This is a genomic window from Desulfospira joergensenii DSM 10085, assembly GCF_000420085.1.
Classification (GTDB): Bacteria; Desulfobacterota; Desulfobacteria; order Desulfobacterales; family Desulfobacteraceae; genus Desulfospira; species Desulfospira joergensenii.
In genome coordinates, this window is record NZ_ATUG01000001.1 from 62776 (window position 1) to 87145 (window position 24370).

Below are 24370 nucleotides of genomic sequence, written 5' to 3' on the forward strand. Positions count from 1 at the left end.
CAACCGCACCCTCTTCCACCTGAAAAGGCAGCCGGCGCCTGGACGCTGACTACCCCTTTTCAATTTTCATAATTTGGTCTGGTTTATAAAGCACCCAGGGGGCTTTTGACAAAGCTCTAACAAAAAAGCAATATCCGGAAAAGGGTTTCCCGGATCACCATGAAACCGGAACCCGGACCTGGCTTCCGGCCTTGTTTTTAAAGAGGAGGAATTGGTTTTCTTTTCCGAACCGGTAAAGGTCCCGGGTGACCCGGACATCCTGGCGGCAGTACTTGATGATCTGGTCCATCTTCCCCTGTTTCCACCATTTCAGGGCCATGAGCCCGTCGGCGCTCTTCTTTGTCTCCAGGGTCTGCTGGGCCAGATGGTCCAGGGAAAGCCGGTATCCCAGGACCTGGTGGACCTTTAAGAGGATATCCAGGGTGGGGAGGCTGTGAAAATCAAAATCCGATAATCCGGACAAGACCTTGTAATCAAACCGGATGATATTGAACCCGATCACCAGATCAAACTCCTTTAAGTGGTCCTTCAGGCGGTCCATATCCTCCTGGAGATAATCGTGGAAGGAGTCGGACTTGGAATCGTAAACCACAGCGCAGCTCACCCCCATTCTTTCGGCCCGGTTCCATCCCCCCACCTCTGCGGCCGACCGCCTTGTCTCAATGTCCAGGACCCCGTACCGAAGGTCTTTTCCTTTTTTATCCGACTGGGATTCATTGGATAGAGACATCTCGTTATTGCGGGAGTCTTCTTTTTCGACCATTTCAATATCGCCTTCTTTTCTCAAAATATCGCAAAATCGCTCGTCAATTCCATTGCCCAGGATAAGATCCAGGATCTTGTGGGCGGAAAACTTGTCAATGGGCCGATTCCCGGATCCGCATTTGGGGGAGTGAACGCAGGCGGGACACCCGGTCTCGCAGGGGCAGGAGCGGATCACATCCAGGGTCCGGGCTAGAAGGAGACCTGCCCGGTCAAAGGCCTGTTTGGACAGGCCCAGGCCCCCGGGAACCCCGTCATAGATGAAAACCGCGGCCTTTTCCGTCTGGGGATGAAAGGGAATGGATATCCCGCCCAGATCGTTCCGGTCGGTCATAACCAGAAGGGGCATGATCCCGATGGCGGCATGTTCCAGGGCATGGATTCCTCCCATGAAGTGAAGGCTTCTGGACTCGATCTCATCCCGGACCCGGTCCGGAATCTCGATCCAGAGTCCCTGGGTCTCAAACTCCAGCCTGGGCAGATCCAGGGGAACCACACCCAGGGATTTCTGATTGGAGACCTGTTTTCTCTCGTACCCGGTGACCTGCTCCAGAATTCTGAGCCGTCCCAGACCCACCCGGGTTCCTTTGATCCTCTTCTGGTCCTGAACCTGAATTATTTCGGTATTCTTGGAAGACCTGGCCCGGGTGTAGTAGTTGACCCTCTTTTCCCGGGCCTCCACCACCCCTTTTTCATGGTCGAACCGGGTCACCGCATAGGTCCGGCCCCGGTGGAGATAGACGGCTCCCTCATGGGTTTCAAAAAAGGCCCGGTGCCGGTCGATCTCGCCCAGGCTCTCACCGGTTTTTTCCAGGAAGATGGGGATGGACTGTCCGGTTCCCCTGAGGCTGACTTCCCGATGGGGAGCTTTCCTGGCCCCGAACCATACCCCGCCGTCCCGGCTGCGCAAAAGCTTTCCTTTATTTTCCAGTCCGGACACCCCTTCCTTGACCCCGGTCATCTCCAGGAAAGGTTCCCCCTGTTTCAGGCTGAGCTCCACTCCGGCACACTCCAGATGCTTTTCCATGATTATAGGGTTGCCCGGATTGATCACGGCCTGTTCCGGGTCCATGTTAAAGAAAACATCCGGGTGGTTGATAAAGTACTGGTCCAGGGCGTCTTCATGGGCGATGAGCACCATGGCCGAATCCCGGCCGGCCCTCCCTACCCTGCCGGCCCTCTGCCAGGTGGACATCATTGTGCCCGGGTATCCCACCAGGACGCAGAGATCCAGGCTGCCGATGTCGATGCCCAGTTCCAAAGCCGATGTGGAGACCACGGCCAGCAGCTCGCCCGAGGAGAGTTTATTTTCGATGTCCCTCCTCTCCTCGGGAAGAAAACCGGCCCGGTAGGCCGATATTTTGTCCCCCAGCCCCTTGGCCCGCTGGGAGGCCCACATGGCAATGAGTTCGGTGATTTTCCTGGATTGTGTATATACAATTGTTCTCAGGTTGCGGTGGACAGCCGAATGGATCAGGGCAATGGCGGTCTGGGCCGCCCCTTCCAGGCCCCGCATGAGCAGGACCTCTTTTCGGCCCGAAGGGGCTCCGGCCTCATCCACCACCTGAACCGTGAGACCCGTGAGCCGGGAACACAGGTCCGCCGGATTGGCAATGGTGGCGGAACAGAAGATAAAGACCGGATCTGAGCCGTAGTGCCGGCAGATCCGCCTCAGCCGCCGGAACACCCAGGCCATGTTGGAGCCCATGACCCCCCGGTAGGTGTGAACCTCGTCAATGACCACGAATTTAAGGCTGGAAAAAAAATCCTCCCAGAGATGGTGGTGGGCCAGCATGGCCAGGTGGAGCATCTCGGGATTGGACAGCAGTACCTGGGGGGGATCCCTGCGGATTTTCGTCTTTTTATAGGAAGAGATATCTCCGTCGTAGACCTCGGCTCTCAGGGGAGGCAGATCCGGACGGGCCAGCCCTGCTATCTTCAGGAGTTTTTGTACCGTGCCCAGCTGGTCCCGGGCCAGGGCCTTGAGGGGGAAAAGATAGAGGGCCTTTGAATCCGGATTTTCCAGAACCGCGTCGATCACGGGCAGATTGTATACCAGACTCTTTCCCGAAGCCGTGGGCGTGGCGATCACCGTGTGAACCCCCCGGGAGATTCTTTCAACGGCCCGGGCCTGGTGGGAGTAGAGCCGGTCGATGTCCAGGGCCCTGAGCAGGGGGCCTGGGTCATGCTTCAGTTTCAAAGAATCCCGGGCAAACACCGGTTCCTTCCCGGGCAGGGTTCTGTGGCAGACAATATCGCCGGAAAACCCTTTATAATTTTTCAGGGCCCGGATGTACTCGGCCAGGCTCACAAAATGCTTTTCCCCATAGCGGAAAGGGTCAGCTCCACGGCAAGTTCGGCGGTCTTGTTGGCCACGTCCAGGATGGGATTGATCTCCACCAGGTCCATGGATCCCACCTTGCCCGAATCGGCCAGGATCTCCATGAGCAGATGGGCCTCCCGATAGGTGATTCCGCCGGGAACCGGAGTGCCCACCCCCGGGGCCTCCACCGGATCCAGGGCATCCATGTCCACGGTAAGATGAATCCGCTTTAAATGGGCGAATTTCATGACGGTCTTATTGGCCACGGCGGAAATGCCCTGCTCATCGATATCTCTCATGGTGAACACGGTGATGCCTGAAGAGCGCAGCCTCTTTTTTTCCGCCGGATCCAGATCCCGCTGGCCGATGAGAACGATGTTCTCCGGCTTCACCTTGGCACCGGGACGGCCCACATTGACCAGATCCTCATGCCCCTCCCCCACCAGGGCGGCCAGGGGCATGCCGTGGATATTTCCGGAGGGCGAGGTTTCAGGGGTGTTGAAATCCCCGTGGGCATCCAGCCAGATCAATCCCACGGTCTCATCCCCGGCTGCCGCAGACACCGTGCCCACGGCAATGGAATGATCCCCGCCGATGAAGAGAGGAAAATCCCCCTGGTCCATGACCTTTCTGCCCAGGGCATAGATAGCCCTGCAGATCTGGGTAATCTCTCCCACATATCTGTCATGGGCCATGGCCTGGCCCGGTTCAGGATCCCGGATGGGGATTCTCACATCCCCCCGGTCCCGGACCGAGTGGCCGAGCTGGCACAGACGGTCGGCCAGCCCCGTATACCGGACTGCGGAGGGCCCCATGTCCACCCCCCTGAGAAGCTGGCCGAAATCCATGGGAACGCCGATGATGCTGATCTGTCTGGGCATGATTTACCCTCTTTTCTGGATTGTCGGACAGGGGATTTCCTTTCCCCCAGATCCCCTGTCTTATCATTCTATTGGGTTGACAGCTCATATACCATAGCGTATGAAACCCTTCAATAAAAAGATAGAGAGGCACACATGCAAAGAACCTATGAACTCAAATCCGCCCAGACCCTTGAGACGATGAAGCAGCTCAGGGCCAGAGGCATACAAAAAATGGCCGTCATCCTCCGCCACTCCCAGAGGGAATTTTCCGAAACAGCCGCCCACGAGCCCTTCATGGGCCTGACCCCGGACGGCCGGACCTTTGCCTTTGACATGGGCCGGGCCCTGCCCTCCGACACGAGGCCCAGGATCTTTTCCAGTTTTTTCGGCCGGTGCATTGAAACCGCATACCTGCTGGACAAGGGATATACCCGGGAACACGGGATCTTTTTGGATCACAATATCACAGAAGAACCCCTGGCTCCCTTTTACATAAAAGATATTGAAAGGGCCGTCACAAGGGTCCAGGAGCTGGGAACCCGGGATTTTATCCGGGAATGGTTTGACGGCAGGATCGACGAGGACATCGTCATCAACCCCGAAAAAACAGCCGACATGGTTGCCGGACACATGGCCGGCCATCTGGAAGAGCTCAAAGAGAATGAAACCGCCCTTTGCGTTTCCCACGACTGGAACATCTTCCCCCTCAAGGAATTCAAGATGGGCCTCAAACATGAAAAGTTCGGGGATGTGGGCTACCTGGAAGGGATTGTCTTTTTCAAGGAAAAGGGAAAGACCTTTATCACCTGCGCGGATTCAGATCCCATCCCTTTATAAGGAATGACCCTGAAACCTCGGATTGAATTTGCAAAGGCTGCCTGCCCCGGAGCTCCTGAACCAGAACCTTGGTTCAGGCTATTCTTTAACCGCTGAAAACACGGCCCGGACCGGGCCGGGATAGCCCTCAACGGTTTGTAAGGGATCTTCAGGATCCAGGAAATCCTCCAGGGATTCGGTCTGGATCCAGTCGGTCTTGCGCTGCTCCAAAGGATTGGTCCGGGTGACGTCCAGGCACTTTATATCCCGGAACCCGGCCCGTTCCAGCCAGGATTCCATGGCCGCAAGATCCGGGATGAAAAATACGTTCCTCATCTTGGCGTACCGGTCCCTGGGAAAGAGGCAGAGATTGTTTCTTCCCTCGAGGACCAGATTCTCCAGGATGAGTTGCCCCTTAAGCTTGAGGGAATCATGGATCTGCTTCAGCATCTCAATGGGGGATTTCCTGTGGTAGAGGATGCCCATGCAGAAGACCAGGTCAAAGACCTTTTCCATGGGAGGAAGGCTGTCATAGGGCACGGGCAGGCAGAATACATTGTCCAGGTTCAAGAATTTCCGGGCCGCCAGGTATTGATAGTAAAAGGCGCTCTGGGGCTCCACCCCCAGAACCATCTGAGGCCCCATACCTGCCATTCTGAACATATAATACCCGTTGCTGGACCCGATATCCAGGATCCGCTTGTACTTCAGCTCCGGCAGATGGGGCAGGATCCTGTTCCATTTCATCCAGGACTGCCATTCCGCATCCACCTTTACCCCGAAAAAATCAAAGGGCCCCTTGCGCCAGGGACAGAGCCGGGCCAGCTTCTCCTTTAAGGATTCGCCCTGCTCCGGGGAGATATCAGACGGACTGCCCGCGGTGACGAACCGCCCGTCAAGTTCAATCTTGGAAGGCCGGATTTCCGGGATGGAATCCACCACCTTCCTGTACTTTTCGAAATTCCCCCCGGCCTGATCCAGGAAGGTCCTTCTCTCCCGCACCAGCTCATGAAGTTCATCCGAGTATTGCCCGAATCCGAAATCCATATGTTTTTCTAAAAATCTTTCCACAATTCTCCTTGGGCAGCGAGGACAGCGAGAGCGGCTCGATCAGCGAGAGCCGCCATCTTAAACCGGTTTATCGATAACCATTTTTCCGTCTCCACCCAGAATTCATTATATGGACCTGGTCCCAGAAGCCGAATTCCCGGCCGATAAACTGTTCTCGCTGTTCTCGCTGTTCTCGCTGATGACTGTTCTCGCTATTTTATCGCAATAAAGGAAGCAAAATTAAACCACTTCAGCCAGATGTCAATATCCTCAAATCCGGCCCGGGCCAGGCGCTGGATATGGGTATTCACACTTTCCGGGACCAGGACCTTTTCCAGGGCATCCCGCTTCTGGCTGATCTCCAGATCGGAATATCCGTTCTCCCGCTTGAACCTGCGGTATGCATCCAGCTGAATCTCATTGATGGCCCGGGATTCCCCGATGGTCTTTTCCGTCAGCAGGAGGATTCCCCCTGGAACCAGGCCCTGATATATTTTTTTAATCAGATCATCCCTTTTTTCCAGGTCCAGGAACTGAAGGGTCAGATTGATGATAACCACGGACGCATTTTTGATTTGAATCTCTTCCATCCCGGCACAGACAAGGTCAATTTTCCCGGCCGCCCCGGAAGTTTTCAGCCGGTTCAACCGGTCCCTGTACTTTTCGATCATGGGCCGGGAATTGTCCACCCCGATCATGGTAAAGGGCCTTTCCCCGAACTGCTCCAGGATCAATATCCCCAGATTCCCGTGGGAACAGCCCAGATCATAGATCCGGGTCTTTTTTTGAAAGAACTGCTCTGCCATCCGGGCCTGGCGCAAGACACCCTCCCTGTACAGGGGAACCGACCGGACCAGCATATCGTCAAACACCCGGGCCACCTCCCGGGTAAAGGCAAAGGGCTCAATCTCTTTTTTTTGTGCAAATATTCTGTCTTTTTCCATGTGCTTTACCGCTTTGTTCATTTGGCGGCTTATTTACCTTATTTTATTGAACTATGCAATATGGTCCGCCTCGCCGGGGAGGGAAAAGCCGTGCGGCTGTTCAAGATTTTTTTTACCACCGAGGACGCAGAGAGCACAGAGATTCCGTCTAAAATAGTGGAGGATGGGAGTTCCCCCGTCCAAAAAATTTGAATGAATGATGGGCCTTATGGGGTATTTATTTCCGAATAAACATCTTTATTGTGATTTAAATTACCAAAACCATGGTTTAAGAAACAATAAAAAACAAATTGGGTTGCGCCTGTAAACCAGATCCGATATAGAAAAATATTCGGTTGCAATATCTCCTACTCATTTCTTTTTTCCCTTCTTCCCCCCTAATGTAACCGAAGGGGCGGAGCCTTGCTGCCGATAGAGAGTCACCACTCCCCCTAATCAGAACTCTTCCATGACAAACGATCATTTTCCCTCAGATCTATTCTTTACTTAAACCTTTATATAAAAAATATTATCGGCATTATTCATCAAGATTCTCAAACCCAAATACCTAAATCGATTAAATCCATAAAAAAACCACTTTATCATTAACATAGGAGGTCCATTTGTGCAGAACGGCTGAACATGCCTGGAATATAATTATTGAGTTGCGCATTGAATTGCGAGAAGCTCAAAAAATACGCTCACAAATAATTGGGATAAAGATAGCGTTTGTTGCAACCTCTTTGGGTTTTGTGTTTGGTGGGAAAGATGGCCCTCAATACGTTCTACTATTGGTTCCGGCTTTTGCATCAATATTTTTCGATTTCCTTATCATAAGCTATGGTATTTCAATCAAAAGAATTGGTTACTATTGTAGGACATATCTTGAGCCAAAGATTCGTAAAATGATTAAATGGCCTTCTGATGAACCACTATGGGAAGAGGCTATGGGTCTCAAGGAAATGAGGCAGCATTTCGCCGGATTCGGGAATATCGGTCTTACAGCAATTGTGGTCATTCCAACCATTCTATATCTGATGAAGGGCAAACCATTTGATGAGAGATATTACATCAATACGGGAGCAGTATTAATTCTGAGTATTTTTTTAATTCTCGATATAGTTTTCAGCTATTTCTGGAAATATGCGCCAAAAGATAAGCTGCCATGGCCAAGGACTGAAGGTACCAACCGCTAACAAACGGCTAACGAAATTTTTGTAGGGAAGCTTCTTGGAGCCAGAGCATGTCAGCGAAAAGCGAATCGTTACTGATATACAAAAACAACCCTTGGAATGTCCTTCGATCACTATTGTGTTTAATGGGTCCTTTAATGGAGTGCCAACTTTAATTCCAAATTAATTAGGAGGCGATGAATGTCATTTGCAGAGGGATTTGATATTGGGTACTTGAAGGTCTTCGCAAACCGCCGCGAAGAAGTATTTCTTTCAGTCACACCAAATTTTAGGTTAGGACCAGGCATTCAGAGAGATGGAATTACCTCCCCACGCATGACCGATCCTCACACGGTTCCTTTTGTTATGGGCCGCGATGAGGATGCGCTCAGCGTTCGTGATTACCCGGCAACAACGAATGCGTTTGTGCAGCGTGCAGGAACAAGAACTCTTTTTGAGCATGTCTACGAGTTCAAAAAAAAGTATGGAGAGGATTACTTGATCATAGGCGTACAGAGCTGTGGTGATCTCACTATGAATCCATGGCATGTCGCGTTTGTCTGGGAGGATGGATTGCCTGTCCTTTATCGTCTGGGCACACACGGTGATCCTCAAAGCATCCAGGAGCCGTGGCACGAGCGCACATATCGGTGCCTCGTAAAGTGGAAACAGGGGGTTAAGGATTGCCCTTATGCTTTCCTTGATCTTAAATTTGTCCAAATCGGGAATAGGTTTGAGGCACGGGAAGTACCCCCGGATCATGGTTCAGCTCAACTCGCTGGTTACATAACGGAAGACATCGAGTTTGCCCTCTCTGGAAAAATCATTATCAATCGTGGCCAGGATGTTTCACTGGCGAGCGCTATTGACCGATTTCAGGATGTCAGGCACGTCTTCAATGTACCTGAAGTTCCCGTACGAGATTTGCAGGGTCAACCGAAAGGGAAGATCAATTTTGGTGAGCATGTGTTATTCCACAGTTTGAACTCACGGAGGGCCGCCTTGTCGTCCCCAATCGTTATCGACCTTAGGATACCAAACCGTGACCTTGTAGTTCACTTCGAGGATTTAGAGAAGGAACTCGAAGAACGCTACCACTACACCAAATCGTCTGAATCGCCAACCCGACGTGGTGAATATCGACGCTATTCTGAAAACTCAGTGGAACTTTTTTACCGCCATAACGTCTATCCTTTTGGGGTTGTAGGGGGAAGCCCCGGCGAAATTGTTTGCCTGGCATCAGGAGGGTTATCTGGTCGTGTGGGAAATACGCTTGAGGGTATTATCCGGATCATGTTCGATTTCTTTGGTTGTGACGACGCATTGGTCCTCGACGAGGGTTATGATACATTTCACATCGTGAATCCGAACCCGAAAAAAAAACAAGATGACCCAGATGATTATCAGTATGACAATGATGAGATTCTTCGCCAGGTCGCAGCTTTTACCCTTTGGCGAACAGATCTCGATAGACAGGAATGTGAGGAAACGGAAACGAAGATGGAGATGGTTGACAGGTATAAGCTCGGCACCAACCTCTGGGAGTGGCCGCTGAATAGTAAGGTAATCAAAATCCTCAAGGAGTACTGTGATGATTTGCAAGAGTCTATCGAGCCACAACCATCATCAACGCTTGACGTGATGGCAGTGGAACCCCGCCGCAGTCAGATGCGTTCTGTGCTCATCTTTGCAGTGCGGCGCGACGCCATCAGAGAAACGAAAAAATAGTGGGTGGGGGACGTCAAACCTTAATTAGTGTTCTTGAATTTCAACAATCAACATGCACTTGATTTCACTGGTGATGTTCGCATTCATGGCGGTTGCGACGCCGTGAATGCGGTGCTGACGACGTCCAGCAAACGATGATATGAATTGAACTAAAGGATATGCAAATAATGGAAATAATCCAATAATGGCAATAATCAATAAAATAATAATTATAATGTTATAATGGGGTAAATAATTATAATGGGGCCGGGCCAAACCAACCAACTGAAATAAAAGTAAATCCCATTTATAAGCACCCCAATTGGGGTCTATATTCCACTTTTCGGGGCCAAAAACAAAGATATAGAAAAAAACAGCCAGATTATGGCAAGAGCAAAGAGACATTATATACCCAGACAGGTTTGGCACATCACTCACCGATGCCACAAACGAGAATTCTTGTTAAAATTTACAAAGGACCGTCAGAGATGGATTCAATGGCTGTTTGAAGCAAAACGCCGGTATGGATTAACTATTCTGAACTATGTTGTGACTTCAAATCACATCCACCTTCTTGTTGTTGACGATAAAGACAGAATGACGATCCCCAAGGCCATCCAATTGACAGCCGGACGGATTGCACAAGAATACAATCAAAGAAAAAAGCGTAAAGGTGCCTATTGGGAGGATCGATACCATGCAACTGCAATCGAAACCGGCAGTCATCTATTGAGATGTCTTGTATATATTGATTTGAACATGGTCCGTGCTGGCGTCGTTTCTCATCCTTAAAAATGGATATTTGGCGGCTTAATGAAATTCACTCTCCACGTCGCAAATCCATCCTCATCAATTATAAAAAGCTTGCAAGCCTGTCAGGCTGTGAGTCCTATGCTTCATTTCAGAATTTGCATCGGAATTTGGTAAACGATGCATTGGAAAAAGATAAAATCAAACGGGAAGCCCGGTGGAGCCAAAGCATTGCTGTAGGTGAAAAACAATTCGTTACCGATATAAAAAAGAAGCTTGGTATCAAAGCATTGGGAAGGAAAACACAATCATTGGATAAAGGATTCCAGCTGCGGGAAGAGGTAATGCCCTATACCGCTGGTTTTGATGCCGAAAACAGCGATATATCCCAAAAAAATGCATACAAATGGGACACATCCCAAAAATTTTCAATGAGTTAGTGTGGCCCGACCCCATAACAATAACAAACTTTGAGGTTGGATAGGTTCAGTCTGAGGGGAAAATTGAAAGAAAACAGTCAATGGCTGCTGTTTTGTACTTTGCATAATTTGAGGAAAATACACCGGTATGGAAAGGTGGCAGTTACATAAAACAAAGGGGGATATCCCCTGGCTGTTTTGGGGGGAGGGGCGCTCCCCATATAGGAAAAATATGATCAATTTATCAAAGTTTGTCGGTCGAAAATCAAATTAAAACAAAATGTTGGAAAACGTATCTAAAAAATGGAATAACTATCTTTCAGAAATTACTTTTTATACAGACTCGTTCTCTAAAAAATATGGAACTTGGAAAAAAGCGTAATTATACGAGATAAAGGTATGATTTTATGTCTACAATTTCTAAGAAATCTCAGAAGTTTTTCGGAACGTTTTTTTTGACAACCACGATAACAATTCTCGATGAGATCGAAATGGATTATCCTGTTTGATCCTCTGATATGAAGGATTGGGCTGTTTTCGATTTTTTCTTTAACTGAGGCTTCATTCCAAAAAGAAAGCGTGCCACATTGTTTCGTTTGACAATCAAATCATAGACGATAAGTGTTGCAGCAAATGAGAATATGTTAATTGCAAAGAACTTAATAGGCAGACCAACATCCCATTTGACAACATGAAAGCCAACGATCACTATTATTGGTTGGTGTAATATGTAAAACGGATATGAAGCACTGCTGGCATACCTCAAGCATCTATTCGTTATATTTAAAAAAATTCTCCCATATCCCAAAAAAACAACCAGACAGAACATCGTTCCAAAACTATAGGATAGCCCGTGCATCAGCTCATTTGCCAAACTGGAAGGTGGTATAATTTCCAGAAACGATATGGCCAGATTGGCTCCAAATAGAATAAACATAAGAATAAGGGCAACAAATTTATTCTTATCCACAATCGAGTTGTACCGTTTATCATGCAGCAGGATATAGCCATAAATTAGAAATATTAGATAGTAAGCAGGGTTTTTCCCTCCGGGAGAAGGGGAAAAAAACAATGCAATTACAGGAGGAATTGCCAGTAAAAAAATCATCCATCGTCGATATAGAAAGTTTGTCATAGAATCAATAAATTGTTGCCTCTTATCGCCTTTGAGATATGAAAAAAGTGGCAATGCTATCAACGATAAAACAAACAGATAAAGAATGAACCACAAATGGCCCGGTGTAAAATTTCCAGTCCTATAGTTGGAAAGGTCATTCATATTAATATGAAAAAATAATGGCAAATAATCAAAATAAGATATTAAAATATCAGAGTAATACATTCTTGAAAAATAGCCTTGAATTGGTATCAATACAACGATGCCAAAAATGCATGGGATTAACAAAGGGTGTTGAAACCGTTCAAATTTCTGTTTCGTTATAGGTGCCCCACGCGTTTGTAATTCTTTTTTCCAATGTCAGATTGTCCGGCTTTTACCGTAGCAATATCTGGTTTTGTTTTTTACCGCATAAAATCTATTTCAGACGGCGGCCTTTGTTGTATTCAGATATACCAATAGCGACCGATCAATCGGCTCAGAAAAAATCCCGCATTGAACGTTCAATTCATCCTGTGGCAGCAAACAACTCCTTTTGCCCATCTTCTTTTTTCATTGGTTTATGCCTTGTTCCGGCCATTTCAATCAACAATGTTACGATAGTCGTCAGAGTTGATCGGACAATCACACCATGCTGGCTTCTTACCCGTGTTTGTTCGAGGCCTTCTCTTTTTTTCATCAGATTAAAGGGCCTTTCACAGTTTTTCCGGATCTCGATTGCGTCTTGAGATCCGCTATGAAAAATCGGCATTGGTTGAAAATAGCCGCTGTCAAAATCAACGATCCTTGATTTTGAACAATTTGATTCAAACGCACACTCACCCGGAACGGCATCACATCCAAATTCGTGGCCTTCCGGTGTCGATCCCAAAAACTGCATTGGAATCTCACAAGAATCATTACAGGCAACCCTTAATGGCGATTCCAAAACGTTGTCAGGAAGTTTGGCTTTCTCCGATGCAGGGGTGACGACATAGACACCGGTTTCGTTGAGAACCGAACCATCACTATCGTGATAAGCCTGGTCGGCGGTTATCAATTTGATATCAATACCCAATGTTTGAGCAAGCTTGATCAACGGTTTTAAAAACAGGCTGTCATGATGATTTGCCGCCCCGATTAGGGATACCAATGGAAAACTATGGCCTGTCGATGGGTTGATGGCTGTTAGGGTGTGAAGCCGGTAGCCAATGACGTAATACGATTTATCCCTTTTATTCCGGCGTTTTCCACAATCACAGTCCGGATCGGAATACATTCGTATTTTTTTGCCTTTGACCTGAATTGTGCAAAGGGGGTAATTGATTTCAGACGGCAGTTCACTGGAATCAACACCATGGATAACGGCACTCTCCAGACAGCCTGATTTATAAAAATGATGGAGGAAATATACCAGGACATTCATCAATTGTTTGAAATTCAGGCCACGCCGGAAGTGACACAATTCAGTATGATCTGCCTGGTGTTTGGTATTTAAAGGCAGTCTCACAAAACGCCTGTTTTGCTTTCGTTCCCTGCCAAAATATTCATCGCTGCAAAATTTCCTGTAACTGATTTCAGGGTATTTGATTATTTTTAAAAGCTCCATCCGAAATAACTGGTAGGGTTGAATATCCCTGTGCACAGCGGAATATCCGTCAGGCGCAATCAAGCTGTTGATAATCTGGTTGTCTATAAGTTGGTCAACAAACTGCAATTCCGGGTCTACAATTTCAGGGTATGGCTTTTTCAGGGTGTCAAAATGAAACAGGTTGTCGGAATGAAAATTTTCAATGTAGGACGCCATCTCAGGAAGGCTACGAATCTCTGCTGAGGGGGCCTGATCTTCAACTCCTATGAGTTCTTCGATGGGGATGTCCAAGGTTTGAGAATAATCATAATTATCCAAAACTTCCATCATGATTTGCTTTGTCAGCTCTTTTTTGGACTTCCTTGTCATCTTTTTCCAGTTCGGAAAACTCTTTTTCAATTGCTTTGTGATGATTCGCCTGATATTTTTTGTATGCATAAAGCCTCTGTGGTGTTGTTTCCTTTTTGTTTAGGCGCTTGAAAGATACAACTAAACAGAGGCTTTTTCAATTACTAACATACTGAAAATTTGTCGGATAACGTTAAAATTGCGTCATCGATTTCAACACCCTTTAACAATCGCTTGAATCTTTCTTTAATATATTGCTGACTACTTCGAAAATTCAAAGCAAAGTACGTAGCTGAGCCAGACAATAAAAAAAATAGTGGCATATGCCAAGGACCAATACCGTCTATCAAAATATATGTCAATGCCGCACTCAAATGGTCATCCTGGATATAATAAGATTTCGAAATATCAAAAATTCTTGCGGTATGGTATGGAAAAAGCCACAATACTGCGAACACACGTAAACAGTCTAAATCTACACGACGACTCTGGAAAGAGTTTTGCATTCCCATTTGGTTTTTGCTCCTTATTTTTTGTCATTTCTTTTTAAATGAATCATTCTGGTATCAAATTACCCAGCATTCAGGTTTAGTTGCTTTATTAAAACGTATTTAATAAAAAAACTTGCAATCGGTTAGTATTGTAAAAAAAGGTTTCCTAACACAAAATATTCATGGTCATAGTAAATTATAAAAAAAATATAGACAATGACACTCAGGGGCGACAAATTGACATTTCGGTGCAAAAACAAAAGAGACTAAATATGAAGAAATTATTATCAATTGAAGTGGCGGTAGTCCGAATGCACTTTAATATACTAGAACGAAATGGCGTCCCTAAAAAAATTCTTGAAGATACATTAGGCTTTTCAAGAGAAGATATACAAAATGATGACATACGAATACCGTTTAAAAAAAATTTTCAGATGCTGAAAAAAGGTCTTGAACTCACGGAACCAACAATGGCGCTGAAAATTGGAAAAATGTATTCGCTGCAAGAGGTTGGTATTATTGGACAATTAATAAGAAATTGTAGGAATTTGGAAGAAGCCAGCTATCAATTGCTACGTTATCAAAATTTTTACTTCGGTTCATCGATATTTGAATTAATATCAGATGATTCTTATCGTGTGCTCAAGCACTCTATTGTGCAAACAGTTTATTGTACTGAAGATGATGAAAAACGTCTTATAACCGAACTAAATTTATCTTCTTGTCTGGCATTGATACGGCAACTGACCAATGAAAACTTTAATCCAAAAGAAATGCATTTTTCATATAGAAAACCTGAATACATTGATGCGTATGAGACGTATTTCCGTTCGTTTTTGAAATTCAATCAAAAAGAAGATTCAATAGTATTCAAGAAAGAACAATTCAAAATACCTATTCCAGACCACCAGCCCTATATGAAAGATATATTAACGCAATATGCCGATGCGAAGATTGAAAAATTGGAATCTAACATTCGTTTTCAGGATAAAGTTCGACAAATGATCATGGAACTTTTACCAAAAGGGATTTTAAGTATTGAGATGGTTTCTGAAAAGCTGAATATGAGTCGCTGGACTCTGACGCGAAAGCTTAAAAAGGAAGGCACAACGTTTAAGAATCTTTTAAAGATTCAAAGAAAAGAAATGGCATTAAATTATTTGGAAAATAAAAAATTATCGATTGCTGAAATTGCATTTTTACTTGGCTATTCGGAGGTCAGTGCATTTCAACGGGCATTTAAAAATTGGACCGGGAAAAATCCCCCCAAATTTAAAGATCGATAGTTTGATTTGCTCCTTCTTCAGGAGATCTGAATTCTTGTCGGACCAAGAAAATTTTTGTAACCCGCTGTTAATAAAATGGAAAAAATTCAAAACCCTCAAAAACAACACTTTAAGAATTTAATATGGGTTTTCAATCGGGTAGCCGGGGGTTTTTCTCCCCCAGCCCCCACAACACCCTGCATGCGGGTCCGCACAGGGCGTTTAATCAAGAGTACCGGGTCGTAACCGGGTAAACTGCTTGAAGGATGGTTTTTCCATAATGCGCCTGCACACTACTCCTCCATTCGGATTCACTGTATGTACAGAGCCAATAAATACCTTTTCCTTCTCTCTTGACTTTCGGCCCTTCACCATGTCCGGGGAATTACTCCCGGTGCCAATATAATGTATAATGGCTAGTATAATGGGGTCGGGCCACGCTAACCAGCTAATTTAACAAGAAATCACATCGAAAGCCACCCCGTTTTTGGGTCTATATTCCACTTTTCAGGGCCAAAAACAAAGATATAGAAAAAAACAGCCAGATTATGGCAAGAGCAAAGAGACATTATATACCCAGACAGGTTTGGCACATCACTCACCGATGCCACAAACGAGAATTCTTGTTAAAATTTACAAAGGACCGTCAGAGATGGATTCAATGGCTGTTTGAAGCAAAACGCCGGTATGGATTAACTATTCTGAACTATGTTGTGACTTCAAATCACATCCACCTTCTTGTTGTTGACGATAAAGACAGAATGACTATTCCCAAGGCCATCCAATTGACAGCCGGACGGATTGCACAAGAATACAATCAAAGAAAAAAGCGTAAAGGTGCCTATTGGGAGGATCGATACCATGCAACTGCAATCGAAACCGGCAGTCATCTGTTGAGATGTCTTGTATATATTGATTTGAACATGGTCCGTGCTGGCGTCGTTTCTCATCCTTCAAAATGGATATTTGGCGGCTATAATGAAATTCAGTCTCCACGTCGCAAATCCATCCTCATCAATTATAAAAAGCTTGCAAGCCTGTCAGGCTGTGAGTCCTATGCTTCATTTCAGAATTTGCATCGGAATTTGGTAAACAATGCATTGGAAAAAGATAAAATCAAACGGGAAGCCCGGTGGAGCCAAAGCATTGCTGTAGGTGAAAAACAATTCGTTACTGATATAAAAAAGAAGCTTGGTATCAAAGCATTGGGAAGGAAAACACAATCATTGGATGAAGGATTCCAGCTTCGGGAAGAGGTAATGCCCTATACCGATGATTTTGATGCCGAAAACAGCGATATAGCCCAAAAAAAAAATTCATACAAATGGGACACATCCCAAAAATTTTTAATGAGTTAGTGTGGCCCGTCCCCATAACACCAAATAACAACGCCGCCCATAACACTGACCATAACATAACAAAATCTTAACAATCCAAATAATCATATAAAGAAGAGCACGCTTCCAAATATCTCCGCTCTTTTAATCCTAAAACGGAGGCAAGGACATGGACCAATTTTCAGTATCACGGTTATTGACCGTGTGGGAAAGCCGGGCTGCCGAGCCCGTCAACCGCCGGGACTTTTTAAGGGCCCAGATCAAAGGCGCCATATGGATGACAGCAGCCGCATCCGGCCTCTGGCTGCCCAGGACAGTCTCTGCAGCAGGAGACTGTGACATTGCCGTTGTCAAAGGGAAGGCCGGCCCGGCAACAAGAGCCGCGGTAGACCTGCTCGGAGGCATGAAGGCCTTTGTCAAACCCGGCCAGCGTGTTGTCATCAAACCGAACATGAGTTTTCCAAAGGGACAGGAAACCGCCGTCAATACGGATGCCTTGGTCGTAAAGGAAGTGGCGGCCATGTGTCTTGAGCAAGGCGCCCAAAAGGTCAGCATTCTGGATCATGTCATGGGGACTCCCAAGTACTGCACCCTGGAGATCGATGCGGTTTGCGATCCCCTCAAACCCGGGATGGTTCACGCGGTCACCGATGCGAATCTCTTCAAGGAGGTGAAGATTTCAGATTCCTGGTTCGGGCTCAGCAAAACAGATGTCATAACGGAGGTGTTGAAGGCAGACGTTATCATTGCCGTGCCCAAGGCTAAGTCCCACGGCGCCACAGGCGTGAGTCTCTCCATGAAGGGAATGATGGGGCTTATCTATAACAGGCAGGCAATGCACACGATGAAGTTACACGACTCCATTGTGACCCTGGCCTCCTATCTGAAACCCAAACTGGTTGTGGTGGATGCAACACGGGTATTGTCGACAAACGGCCCTGGCGGCCCCGGAGAGATCATTGCGGAAAATAAAATCATTGCCTCCCCGGACATGGTGGCCGCAGACGCCATGACGGTAAAACAATGCACCTGGTATGGGCGGTCCATGGAACCCCGGCAGGTAAAGCATATCAAAATTGCCCACAAAGCAGGGGCGGGAAGAATGGACGTTGAAAATCTGAATGTAAAAGAAATCACGGTTTAATGAAATTCCACAGGCTTATCCAGTTCATCTGCCTTGGCCTGTTTGTCTTGAGCCTTGGCCTGGTCCCGCACCTGCCCCTGTTCCCTCCGGATACCTTTCTGCGGATGGATCCTCTGATCCTGATGGGGGCGGGCATTGCCGGACGGGTGGTGTTCTCTTTTTTCTGGATCATCCTGCTGCTTCTTTTTACCACCCTGCTCCTGGGCCGGTATTTCTGCGGCCATGTCTGTCCCCTTGGCACATCCATTGATGTTGTGGACAAGCTGCTGGCCCCGTTCCGAAAAAAAAGGGCCTCCCCTTTTTTAAAGGCAAAACGCATCCGCTACCTGGTCCTTGTGTTTATCATGGCTTCGGCGCTTTTGGGGGTCTCATTTGTTTTCTGGGTTTCTCCCCTTGCCCTGGCAACCCGTTTATACGGGACGGTGCTGCTTCCCGTTATCCGGCTTCTGGCCTCCGGGGGCATTAATCTGCTCAGAAATTTTGATGTTGAGGTCCTGGCATATGTCGTCATTGCAGTGCCGCAGTTCACCCAGGTTTGGGCCACAAGCTTTGTCCTGCTCCTGATTTTTTCCGGGGGATTTTTCTCCCCCCGGTTTTTCTGTAAATTCCTCTGTCCTTCGGGCGCTGTTTTTTCTCTTTTTTCTTATAGGCCCCTGTTCAGGCGGCAGGTGGAAAAAAAGAAATGTACTGAGTGCGGACAATGCCTGAGGCATTGTCCCATGGAGGCAATTGACCCTGGCTACATGGAGGTGGATACCGGCTCCTGTATGGTTTGCAGATCCTGCGAAACCATCTGCCCTGACCAGGCCGTTTCGTTTACATTATCCGGCAGATCCGAACCGATTAGATTCTCAAGGCCGAGGCGGGATTTGATCATCGCAGCAGCCGCAGGGGCGGGTGCTTCCCTTCTGGCCCTGTCCAATGCATCCGGGTTCTATCCACCCGGTCATGTGCTGCCCGGGCCGGAGGGCGTGATCAGGCCTCCGGGCGCCTTGCCGGAAGCCCTTTTTCTTGCCCGGTGTGTCAGATGCGGGGTCTGTATGGCGGCTTGTCCCACCAATACTTTGCAGCCGGTGGGGCTGGCAGCAGGTTTCACAGGGCTTTTTTCCCCGGAGATATCTCCTGTAATGGGCCCCTGCGAACCGCAATGCTGCCAATGCGGCCGTGTCTGTCCAACCCAGGCGATTCCATTATTATCAAAATCCGAAAAACTTCATGCAAAAGCGGGGACCGCAAGGATCCTTTCCAACAGGTGTATCGCCTGGGAGCAGGAAAAGTCATGCCTGATCTGCGATGAAATTTGTCCCTTTGATGCAATTGAGTTAAAAACACTCAAACATTATTCGGTTGCCGTCCCGTTTATCAATGAAAATAAATGCTGGGGATGCGGGTTTTGCGAATACAAGTGTCCTATCAGTCCAGGAAAGGCCATCCGGGTAGAACCTTTCGGCGCACTGAGGTTATCCAAAGGCACCTATTCCAAAGCAGCCGTTCAGCAGGGGCTGGATTTGTCAATCGCCCGGAAAAAAACCGGTCACGCCGGAGGTTACCTTAAAGAAGATGAATCATCCGAATCTCTGCCGCCCGGATTCACCGACTGAGTTATCCCGTCACCTCAACAAAAAACATGCTGACGGACAAGCCGCAGTAAAGGGGAAGCATGCATGAAAAGCGGAATGCGGAATGGCGGCGGAATGGTGGAATGGCCGTTGGCGGAATGGGGTCGATCCGTATCAACTAATTGAAATAACAATAAATCACCTCTAAAAACACTCCAATTATGGGTATATTTTCCACTTTCCGGGGCCAAAAACAAAGATATAGAAAAAAACAGCCAGATTATGGCAAGAGCAAAGAGACATTATATACCCAGACAAGTTTGGCACATTACCCACCGGTGTCATAAACGAGAGTTCCTGCTTAAATTCGTTAAGGATCGGCAGCGGTGGATCCAATGACTTTTCTAAGTGAAACATAGATATGCGTCTAACTATCCAAAATTATGTTGTCACATCCAATCATGTCCATCTTCTGATTGTCGATTATAAAGACAGAATGACGATCCCCAAGGCCATCCAATTGACAGCCGGACGGATTGCACAAGAATACAATCAAAAAAAAAAGCGTAAAGGTGCCTATTGGGAGGATCGATACCATGCAACTGCAATCGAAACCGGCAGTCATCTATTGAGATGTCTTGTATATATTGATTTGAACATGGTCCGTGCTGGCGTCGTTTCTCATCCTTCAAAATGGATATTTGGCGGCTTAAAGAAATTCACTCTCCACGTCGCAAATCCATCCTCATCAATTATAAAAAGCTTGCAAGCCTGTCAGGCTGTGAGTCCTATGCTTCATTTCAGAATTTGCATCGGAATTTGGTAAACGATGCATTGGAAAAAGATAAAATCAAACGGGAAGCCCGGTGGAGCCAAAGCATTGCTGTAGGTGAAAAACAATTCGTTACTGATATAAAAAAGAAGCTTGGTATCAAAGCATTGGGAAGGAAAACACAATCATTGGATGAAGGATTCCAGCTGCGGGAAGAGGTAATGCCCTATACCGCTGGTTTTGATGCCGAAAACAGCGATATAGCCCAAAAAAACGCATACAAATGGGACACATCCCAAAAATTTTCAATGAGTTAGTGTGGCCCGGCCCCATAACAACTAACAACATAACAATACACAAAACCATGGTTTAAGAAACAATAATAACAAATTGGGTTGCACCAGGAAACCATATCCGATATAGAAAAATATTCGGTTGCAATATCTCTTTCTCCTTCCTTCTTTCCCTTCCCCCCCAAAATGTAACCGAAGGGGCGGAGCCTTGCTACCAACACTCAATTCACCTCTTTGCACTACTCCGAACGTTTCCATGATAAACACGGCTATTTTTTCCCGGACACAAGTCCACTGCCAGGCTGTAAATGACTTTCTGCGGTTCTTTGAGTTCTTTTTCAAGCTCTTGAATTCTTTCTTCTTCAGTCAATGCTTCATTGCCATTACCGGGGAAGCCTGATTTCCCCTTGGATAGGCCGTATTCACGGCGTCAGCGATATAATAGATCTTTGGGAATTCCTAAATTTTCATCAGCCTCTGAGACCGTCCGCCCAGGTTCAGGACACAATAAAACAGCATTCGGTTTGAAATCTCGATCGCACGTTCTTGTTTGGTCAATCTTTTCCTCCATAATTTCAAATTACAGAGGCTTAACTTAGAGGGCACAATCTCTGGGAAGGATCATCCAGGTGTACAGAAGAAGCTGTCCACCGCTAAATAAAGGAAAGGAGGTTATTATGAACGAATTTATATTGGTGAAATTTCATGAAACCCGTGAAGTAATTATCAATGGAACTGCATCAGGTTACAGCACTGGCGAAGTTATTGAGGTTGAAGCAGGGACGCACACAATCAGCCTGACAGGAGAGACCAATTTCACTCCATCAGCACAGGATGAAACGCCCTCCGGGACATCTCCCATTCAACCTTTAATGGTCAATTTTTTAAGGGTATAGTGATTATGAAAAGAATACGAGAAAGCATTTACCTGCTCTTGATCCTGGTTCTCAGCAGTTGCTCGCATTACTTGATCAATGATCCCAAATCCATTTATGAACCTGATTACGGCTATCGATATTTGCCAAGGTCACAGACAATTGACCAGGACAAAATTTTTGTTGCGCTGGCGTTCTCCGGTGGCGGCACTCGTGCTGCAGCTCTTTCTTATGGGGTGATGGAAAAGCTCAATTCCACCCCGATACGAAATGGTTCTTCAACATTATTGAATGAAGTTGATGTGATTTCATCAGTCTCTGGCGGTTCTTTTACGTCTGCCTATTACGGGCTTTTCGGCGGCCATATCTTCACTGATTTTAAAGACAAATTTCTTTACCGTGACATTCAGGGTGAGCTTTTAGGCAAATTGGTCAATCCTGTGAACTGGTTCCGGCTGATGTCACCCAATTTTAACCGTATCGACTTGGCAATAGAACATTATAATAAAACCATATTTGACAAAAAAACCTATAAAGATCTGATAAACAGTGGCAGGCAGCCGTTCATCGCCATAAATGCTACCAACCTTACTACTGGCAGCCAGTTTGTCTTTACGCAACCGACATTTGACATTTTGGGTTCAGATCTCTCAACCCTTCCAGTTGCCCGTGCGGTTGCCTCATCATCGGCCTTCCCCTTTTTGCTTTCTCCTGTAAGTTACAAAAATCATCCAAAGTCACAGGGTTTTTATGTAAATAAGGATATCAGCAATGGATTCAAGGATAAATACGACGGTCCCAATCCCCGCCGCTACATATGGGCCAATAACCAGTATATTTATCATGCAGACAAGCCAAAACACCCTTATGTGCATTTAATGGATGGTGGACTATCGGATAATATAGGCGTCCGGTATCTTGCGGATAACTTTAACCGCTCGTCGGGTTTCATCTATCAGCGCAAAACAGCGATTAAAGAACTGGCTGTCATTGTCGTAAATGCAAAGACCCAGCCACCTGAACATCTTGATGAAAAGGAGTCTCCTCCCAACCTGATCGATGTGGCCTACAAGACAGCTACCGTGAGCATGGATAATTACAGCTTTGAAACTGTCCAAATGATCAGTGATCTTCTGAACATCAGCAGCCGAGCCGCCCGGGAAATCCTGGATTGTCAGGCTGTTATTGATCAGCATTGCAGCTCACCATACCAATTGCCGAAAATGGGGCATCAGTTTAATATCACAGTGGTTGAAATCAATTTTTTAAATGTGATCGATTCTGAAAAACGGAAGCGACTGCTCAGTCTTCCAACCTCTTTCTCTTTGACCAAGCCGCAGGTGGAGGAATTGATCAGCGTCGGCGGAGAATTACTGGAACAATCAAAGGCATTTAATGATTTAATGGCAAGAATAAAGTAGCGGTCTATACTTGAAAACTGATCCTGCCGCGAAAAACTGGACTTGAACCAACGAATAAAGATGGATCGTTTGAGCAGTGCAGCATTTTTTAGGCAGGACACCCGATGTTTGTATAACGGCCATGGGCCGATCGGGTTTTTCCTCCAGGCTTGCCTGCAACGAAGGTAAAAACGTAATACTCGAGTTGCCGAGAGTTTCTTAAAAAAAATTAGGAGAAATAAAAATGAAAATAGCAGCGATTCTTTTACCAGTATTAATAATGCCTTTATCCAGCACCTATGCACTTGAATATAAAGGCGATCTAAATAGCTTTGAAAAATTTGTTACTCAATACAACCTCGACTGGCCAGTCCCGAAAAAAATTGATTATTTTGAACCAATCAAAGGAAAGGGTCTTATTCGCTATGCACACTGGATACCTGGCAACGAGGGGAATGGAAATGTTGTAGTTCATTTTAATGGCAGAACCGAATTTATAGAAAAAAATATTTACACTTACAAAGATCTAATAAAAAAAGGCTTTGAAGTATGGTCTTTGGATTGGCGTGGTCAAGGACTGTCGACACACGATTTAAAAGAAAAACAAAAGCATCATATATCCTCTTTCGATGAGTATGTAAATGATGCCAATTATTTTGTAGATAAAGTAATTAACCTTAAAAAATACAGGGGCAAAAAGGTATTGTTGGCTCACTCTATGGGCGGACAAATCGCTTTGCGCTATTTACTGCAAGAAAGGGATAGCCAATTTGATTTCGCAATTCTGAGTTCTCCGCTATTGAAAATTCCAAAAGATTCATTTTGGTTGCGGATCGGTAACAAGATTAAGAAGTTTTTTATGAAAGAATCCTGTGTCTTGTCGAAAAATCCAGACTGGGTTGGTGATTTCGAGAAAGGGAAGGCATGCAGCTTAATTGGATCCTCCAAAATAGAAAATAGTGAGCTAATAAATGCCAACGACACAAAAAATTATTCCAATGACTTCCATAAAATAGCCGAAATCAATTGTCTTATTGAATCAAGCATCGGTGCCAATGGAAAGGAAAACCCAGATCTTCGATTGGCATGCCCAACAAGCAATTGGTTAAATGCTGCTTTTGATTCCACGGATCTTACCATGGAGTTGGCAAGTAAACTAAATATTCCGACACTGATTGTCAGAGCGAAACCAGACACAGCAGTTGACCCGGAGGGTCAAGATGATTTTTGCAATTTGTCTGAAAACTGCAAACTTGTATCCGTTCCCGTCATGGAAGGAATTCAGCCTGGTCATGAATTGTTGATTGAAAAAGAAATAGTAAGAAAATTTTTCTTTGACAAGTTTTATGAACACATAGGTTTGTAACTGGTTACCAAGCCTTACAATGAAACCGATACTGCTACCCTACAATAG

22 protein-coding genes are annotated in these 24370 nt (G+C 46.2%); 14 read left to right on the top strand and 8 right to left on the bottom strand.

The genetic code is table 11. The features are described 5' to 3' along the window. Nucleotides 1-154 precede the first annotated feature (154 nt). Nucleotides 155-3073, bottom strand: coding sequence for a DEAD/DEAH box helicase (locus F608_RS0100300; protein ID WP_022663616.1), 2919 nt, complete (start codon nucleotides 3071-3073; stop codon nucleotides 155-157). Next, on the bottom strand, nucleotides 3070-3966 hold the full coding sequence (gene rocF / locus F608_RS0100305) for an arginase (protein ID WP_022663617.1): 897 nt from the start codon (nucleotides 3964-3966) through the stop codon (nucleotides 3070-3072). The genes F608_RS0100300 and rocF overlap by 4 nt, the downstream gene beginning before the upstream one ends. Nucleotides 3967-4101: 135 nt before the next feature. On the opposite strand from rocF, the gene F608_RS0100310 reads away from it, so the two are divergent. Beyond that, a complete protein-coding gene (locus F608_RS0100310) occupies nucleotides 4102-4785 on the top strand; it encodes a histidine phosphatase family protein (protein ID WP_022663618.1) in 684 nt (227 codons plus the stop codon). A 78-nt stretch (nucleotides 4786-4863) separates the two neighbouring features. Here the strand turns inward: F608_RS0100310 and cmoB are convergent, their stop codons facing one another. Both cmoB and cmoA read right to left on the bottom strand, forming a co-directional pair. After that, entirely contained in the window at nucleotides 4864-5835 is a 972-nt protein-coding gene (gene cmoB, locus F608_RS0100315; protein ID WP_022663619.1) for a tRNA 5-methoxyuridine(34)/uridine 5-oxyacetic acid(34) synthase CmoB, read from the bottom strand. 191 nt (nucleotides 5836-6026) lie between these two features. Continuing rightward, nucleotides 6027-6779 (bottom strand): carboxy-S-adenosyl-L-methionine synthase CmoA, encoded by a 753-nt coding sequence (gene cmoA / locus F608_RS0100320; protein WP_022663620.1) that lies wholly within the window; start codon nucleotides 6777-6779, stop codon nucleotides 6027-6029. A 581-nt stretch (nucleotides 6780-7360) separates the two neighbouring features. Here cmoA and F608_RS0100330 point away from each other — a divergent pair. Further along, nucleotides 7361-7933 carry a hypothetical protein gene (locus tag F608_RS0100330; protein ID WP_022663622.1) on the top strand — a complete coding sequence of 191 codons (573 nt, stop codon included), beginning with the start codon at nucleotides 7361-7363 and terminating at the stop codon, nucleotides 7931-7933. A 177-nt stretch (nucleotides 7934-8110) separates the two neighbouring features. Further along, nucleotides 8111-9637, top strand: a complete 1527-nt coding sequence (locus tag F608_RS0100335) for a hypothetical protein (protein WP_022663623.1) — start codon at nucleotides 8111-8113, stop codon at nucleotides 9635-9637. Between the two features lie 24 nt (nucleotides 9638-9661). On the opposite strand, the gene F608_RS0100340 is transcribed toward F608_RS0100335, so the two are convergent. Then, nucleotides 9662-10063 carry a hypothetical protein gene (locus tag F608_RS0100340; RefSeq protein WP_167332199.1) on the bottom strand — a complete coding sequence of 134 codons (402 nt, stop codon included), beginning with the start codon at nucleotides 10061-10063 and terminating at the stop codon, nucleotides 9662-9664. 12 nt (nucleotides 10064-10075) lie between these two features. Between F608_RS0100340 and F608_RS36745 the strand changes: the two genes are divergently transcribed. Together F608_RS36745 and F608_RS36750 are read left to right on the top strand one after the other, a co-directional pair. Further along, nucleotides 10076-10408 carry a transposase gene (locus tag F608_RS36745; protein ID WP_244154215.1) on the top strand — a complete coding sequence of 111 codons (333 nt, stop codon included), beginning with the start codon at nucleotides 10076-10078 and terminating at the stop codon, nucleotides 10406-10408. 143 nt (nucleotides 10409-10551) lie between these two features. Then, nucleotides 10552-10806, top strand: a complete 255-nt coding sequence (locus tag F608_RS36750) for a hypothetical protein (RefSeq protein ID WP_027362315.1) — start codon at nucleotides 10552-10554, stop codon at nucleotides 10804-10806. A gap of 475 nt (nucleotides 10807-11281) precedes the next feature. Here F608_RS36750 and F608_RS0100350 read toward each other — a convergent pair whose 3' ends face one another. From F608_RS0100350 to F608_RS0100360, 3 genes are all read right to left on the bottom strand, one after another. Further along, nucleotides 11282-12190 (bottom strand): acyltransferase family protein, encoded by a 909-nt coding sequence (locus F608_RS0100350; RefSeq protein WP_279615072.1) that lies wholly within the window; start codon nucleotides 12188-12190, stop codon nucleotides 11282-11284. 220 nt (nucleotides 12191-12410) lie between these two features. Beyond that, nucleotides 12411-13910: a hypothetical protein gene (locus F608_RS0100355; RefSeq protein WP_022663626.1), complete on the bottom strand. Its 1500-nt coding sequence runs from the start codon at nucleotides 13908-13910 to the stop codon at nucleotides 12411-12413. A 74-nt stretch (nucleotides 13911-13984) separates the two neighbouring features. Further along, nucleotides 13985-14332, bottom strand: coding sequence for an acyltransferase family protein (locus tag F608_RS0100360; RefSeq protein WP_022663627.1), 348 nt, complete (start codon nucleotides 14330-14332; stop codon nucleotides 13985-13987). Nucleotides 14333-14583: 251 nt separating this feature from the next. Here F608_RS0100360 and F608_RS34265 point away from each other — a divergent pair, with 251 nt between their 5' ends. The 9 genes from F608_RS34265 (at nucleotide 14584) to F608_RS34270 (ending at nucleotide 24322) form a co-directional block, all read left to right on the top strand. Next, nucleotides 14584-15597 (top strand): AraC family transcriptional regulator, encoded by a 1014-nt coding sequence (locus tag F608_RS34265; protein WP_027362316.1) that lies wholly within the window; start codon nucleotides 14584-14586, stop codon nucleotides 15595-15597. Nucleotides 15598-16124: 527 nt separating this feature from the next. Then, a complete protein-coding gene (locus F608_RS0100370; RefSeq protein ID WP_022663629.1) occupies nucleotides 16125-16934 on the top strand; it encodes a transposase in 810 nt (269 codons plus the stop codon). 148 nt (nucleotides 16935-17082) lie between these two features. Beyond that, on the top strand, nucleotides 17083-18057 hold the full coding sequence (locus F608_RS0100375) for a DUF362 domain-containing protein (RefSeq protein ID WP_022663630.1): 975 nt from the start codon (nucleotides 17083-17085) through the stop codon (nucleotides 18055-18057). Then, entirely contained in the window at nucleotides 18057-19658 is a 1602-nt protein-coding gene (locus tag F608_RS0100380; RefSeq protein ID WP_022663631.1) for a 4Fe-4S binding protein, read from the top strand. The genes F608_RS0100375 and F608_RS0100380 overlap by 1 nt, the downstream gene beginning before the upstream one ends. A 379-nt stretch (nucleotides 19659-20037) precedes the next feature. After that, the gene (locus F608_RS37275; protein WP_244154217.1) at nucleotides 20038-20442 is read left to right on the top strand and encodes a transposase; all 405 of its coding nucleotides are present in this window, start codon (nucleotides 20038-20040) and stop codon (nucleotides 20440-20442) included. An 8-nt stretch (nucleotides 20443-20450) separates the two neighbouring features. Further along, nucleotides 20451-20705: a hypothetical protein gene (locus F608_RS36760; protein WP_244154218.1), complete on the top strand. Its 255-nt coding sequence runs from the start codon at nucleotides 20451-20453 to the stop codon at nucleotides 20703-20705. A gap of 653 nt (nucleotides 20706-21358) precedes the next feature. Next, nucleotides 21359-21577: a hypothetical protein gene (locus F608_RS0100390; protein WP_022663632.1), complete on the top strand. Its 219-nt coding sequence runs from the start codon at nucleotides 21359-21361 to the stop codon at nucleotides 21575-21577. Between the two features lie 5 nt (nucleotides 21578-21582). Beyond that, on the top strand, nucleotides 21583-22977 hold the full coding sequence (locus tag F608_RS30235; RefSeq protein ID WP_051148480.1) for a patatin-like phospholipase family protein: 1395 nt from the start codon (nucleotides 21583-21585) through the stop codon (nucleotides 22975-22977). A gap of 223 nt (nucleotides 22978-23200) precedes the next feature. Beyond that, the gene (locus F608_RS34270) at nucleotides 23201-24322 is read left to right on the top strand and encodes an alpha/beta fold hydrolase (protein ID WP_022663634.1); all 1122 of its coding nucleotides are present in this window, start codon (nucleotides 23201-23203) and stop codon (nucleotides 24320-24322) included. The last annotated feature ends 48 nt before the right edge of the window (nucleotides 24323-24370 follow it).

What these genes read in the sequence shown, in the direction of transcription:
- rocF (WP_022663617.1), bottom strand. Translation starts at nt 3,966, where the DNA reads ATGCCCAGACAGATCAGCATCATCGGCGTTCCCATGGATTTCGGCCAG.
- F608_RS0100310 (WP_022663618.1), top strand. Translation starts at nt 4,102, where the DNA reads ATGCAAAGAACCTATGAACTCAAATCCGCCCAGACCCTTGAGACGATG.
- cmoA (WP_022663620.1), bottom strand. Translation starts at nt 6,779, where the DNA reads ATGAACAAAGCGGTAAAGCACATGGAAAAAGACAGAATATTTGCACAA.
- F608_RS0100335 (WP_022663623.1), top strand. Translation starts at nt 8,111, where the DNA reads ATGTCATTTGCAGAGGGATTTGATATTGGGTACTTGAAGGTCTTCGCA.
- F608_RS0100355 (WP_022663626.1), bottom strand. Translation starts at nt 13,910, where the DNA reads ATGCATACAAAAAATATCAGGCGAATCATCACAAAGCAATTGAAAAAG.
- F608_RS0100360 (WP_022663627.1), bottom strand. Translation starts at nt 14,332, where the DNA reads ATGGGAATGCAAAACTCTTTCCAGAGTCGTCGTGTAGATTTAGACTGT.
- F608_RS34265 (WP_027362316.1), top strand. Translation starts at nt 14,584, where the DNA reads ATGAAGAAATTATTATCAATTGAAGTGGCGGTAGTCCGAATGCACTTT.
- F608_RS0100370 (WP_022663629.1), top strand. Translation starts at nt 16,125, where the DNA reads ATGGCAAGAGCAAAGAGACATTATATACCCAGACAGGTTTGGCACATC.
- F608_RS0100375 (WP_022663630.1), top strand. Translation starts at nt 17,083, where the DNA reads ATGGACCAATTTTCAGTATCACGGTTATTGACCGTGTGGGAAAGCCGG.
- F608_RS0100380 (WP_022663631.1), top strand. Translation starts at nt 18,057, where the DNA reads ATGAAATTCCACAGGCTTATCCAGTTCATCTGCCTTGGCCTGTTTGTC.
- F608_RS37275 (WP_244154217.1), top strand. Translation starts at nt 20,038, where the DNA reads ATGCGTCTAACTATCCAAAATTATGTTGTCACATCCAATCATGTCCAT.
- F608_RS0100390 (WP_022663632.1), top strand. Translation starts at nt 21,359, where the DNA reads ATGAACGAATTTATATTGGTGAAATTTCATGAAACCCGTGAAGTAATT.
- F608_RS30235 (WP_051148480.1), top strand. Translation starts at nt 21,583, where the DNA reads ATGAAAAGAATACGAGAAAGCATTTACCTGCTCTTGATCCTGGTTCTC.
- F608_RS34270 (WP_022663634.1), top strand. Translation starts at nt 23,201, where the DNA reads ATGAAAATAGCAGCGATTCTTTTACCAGTATTAATAATGCCTTTATCC.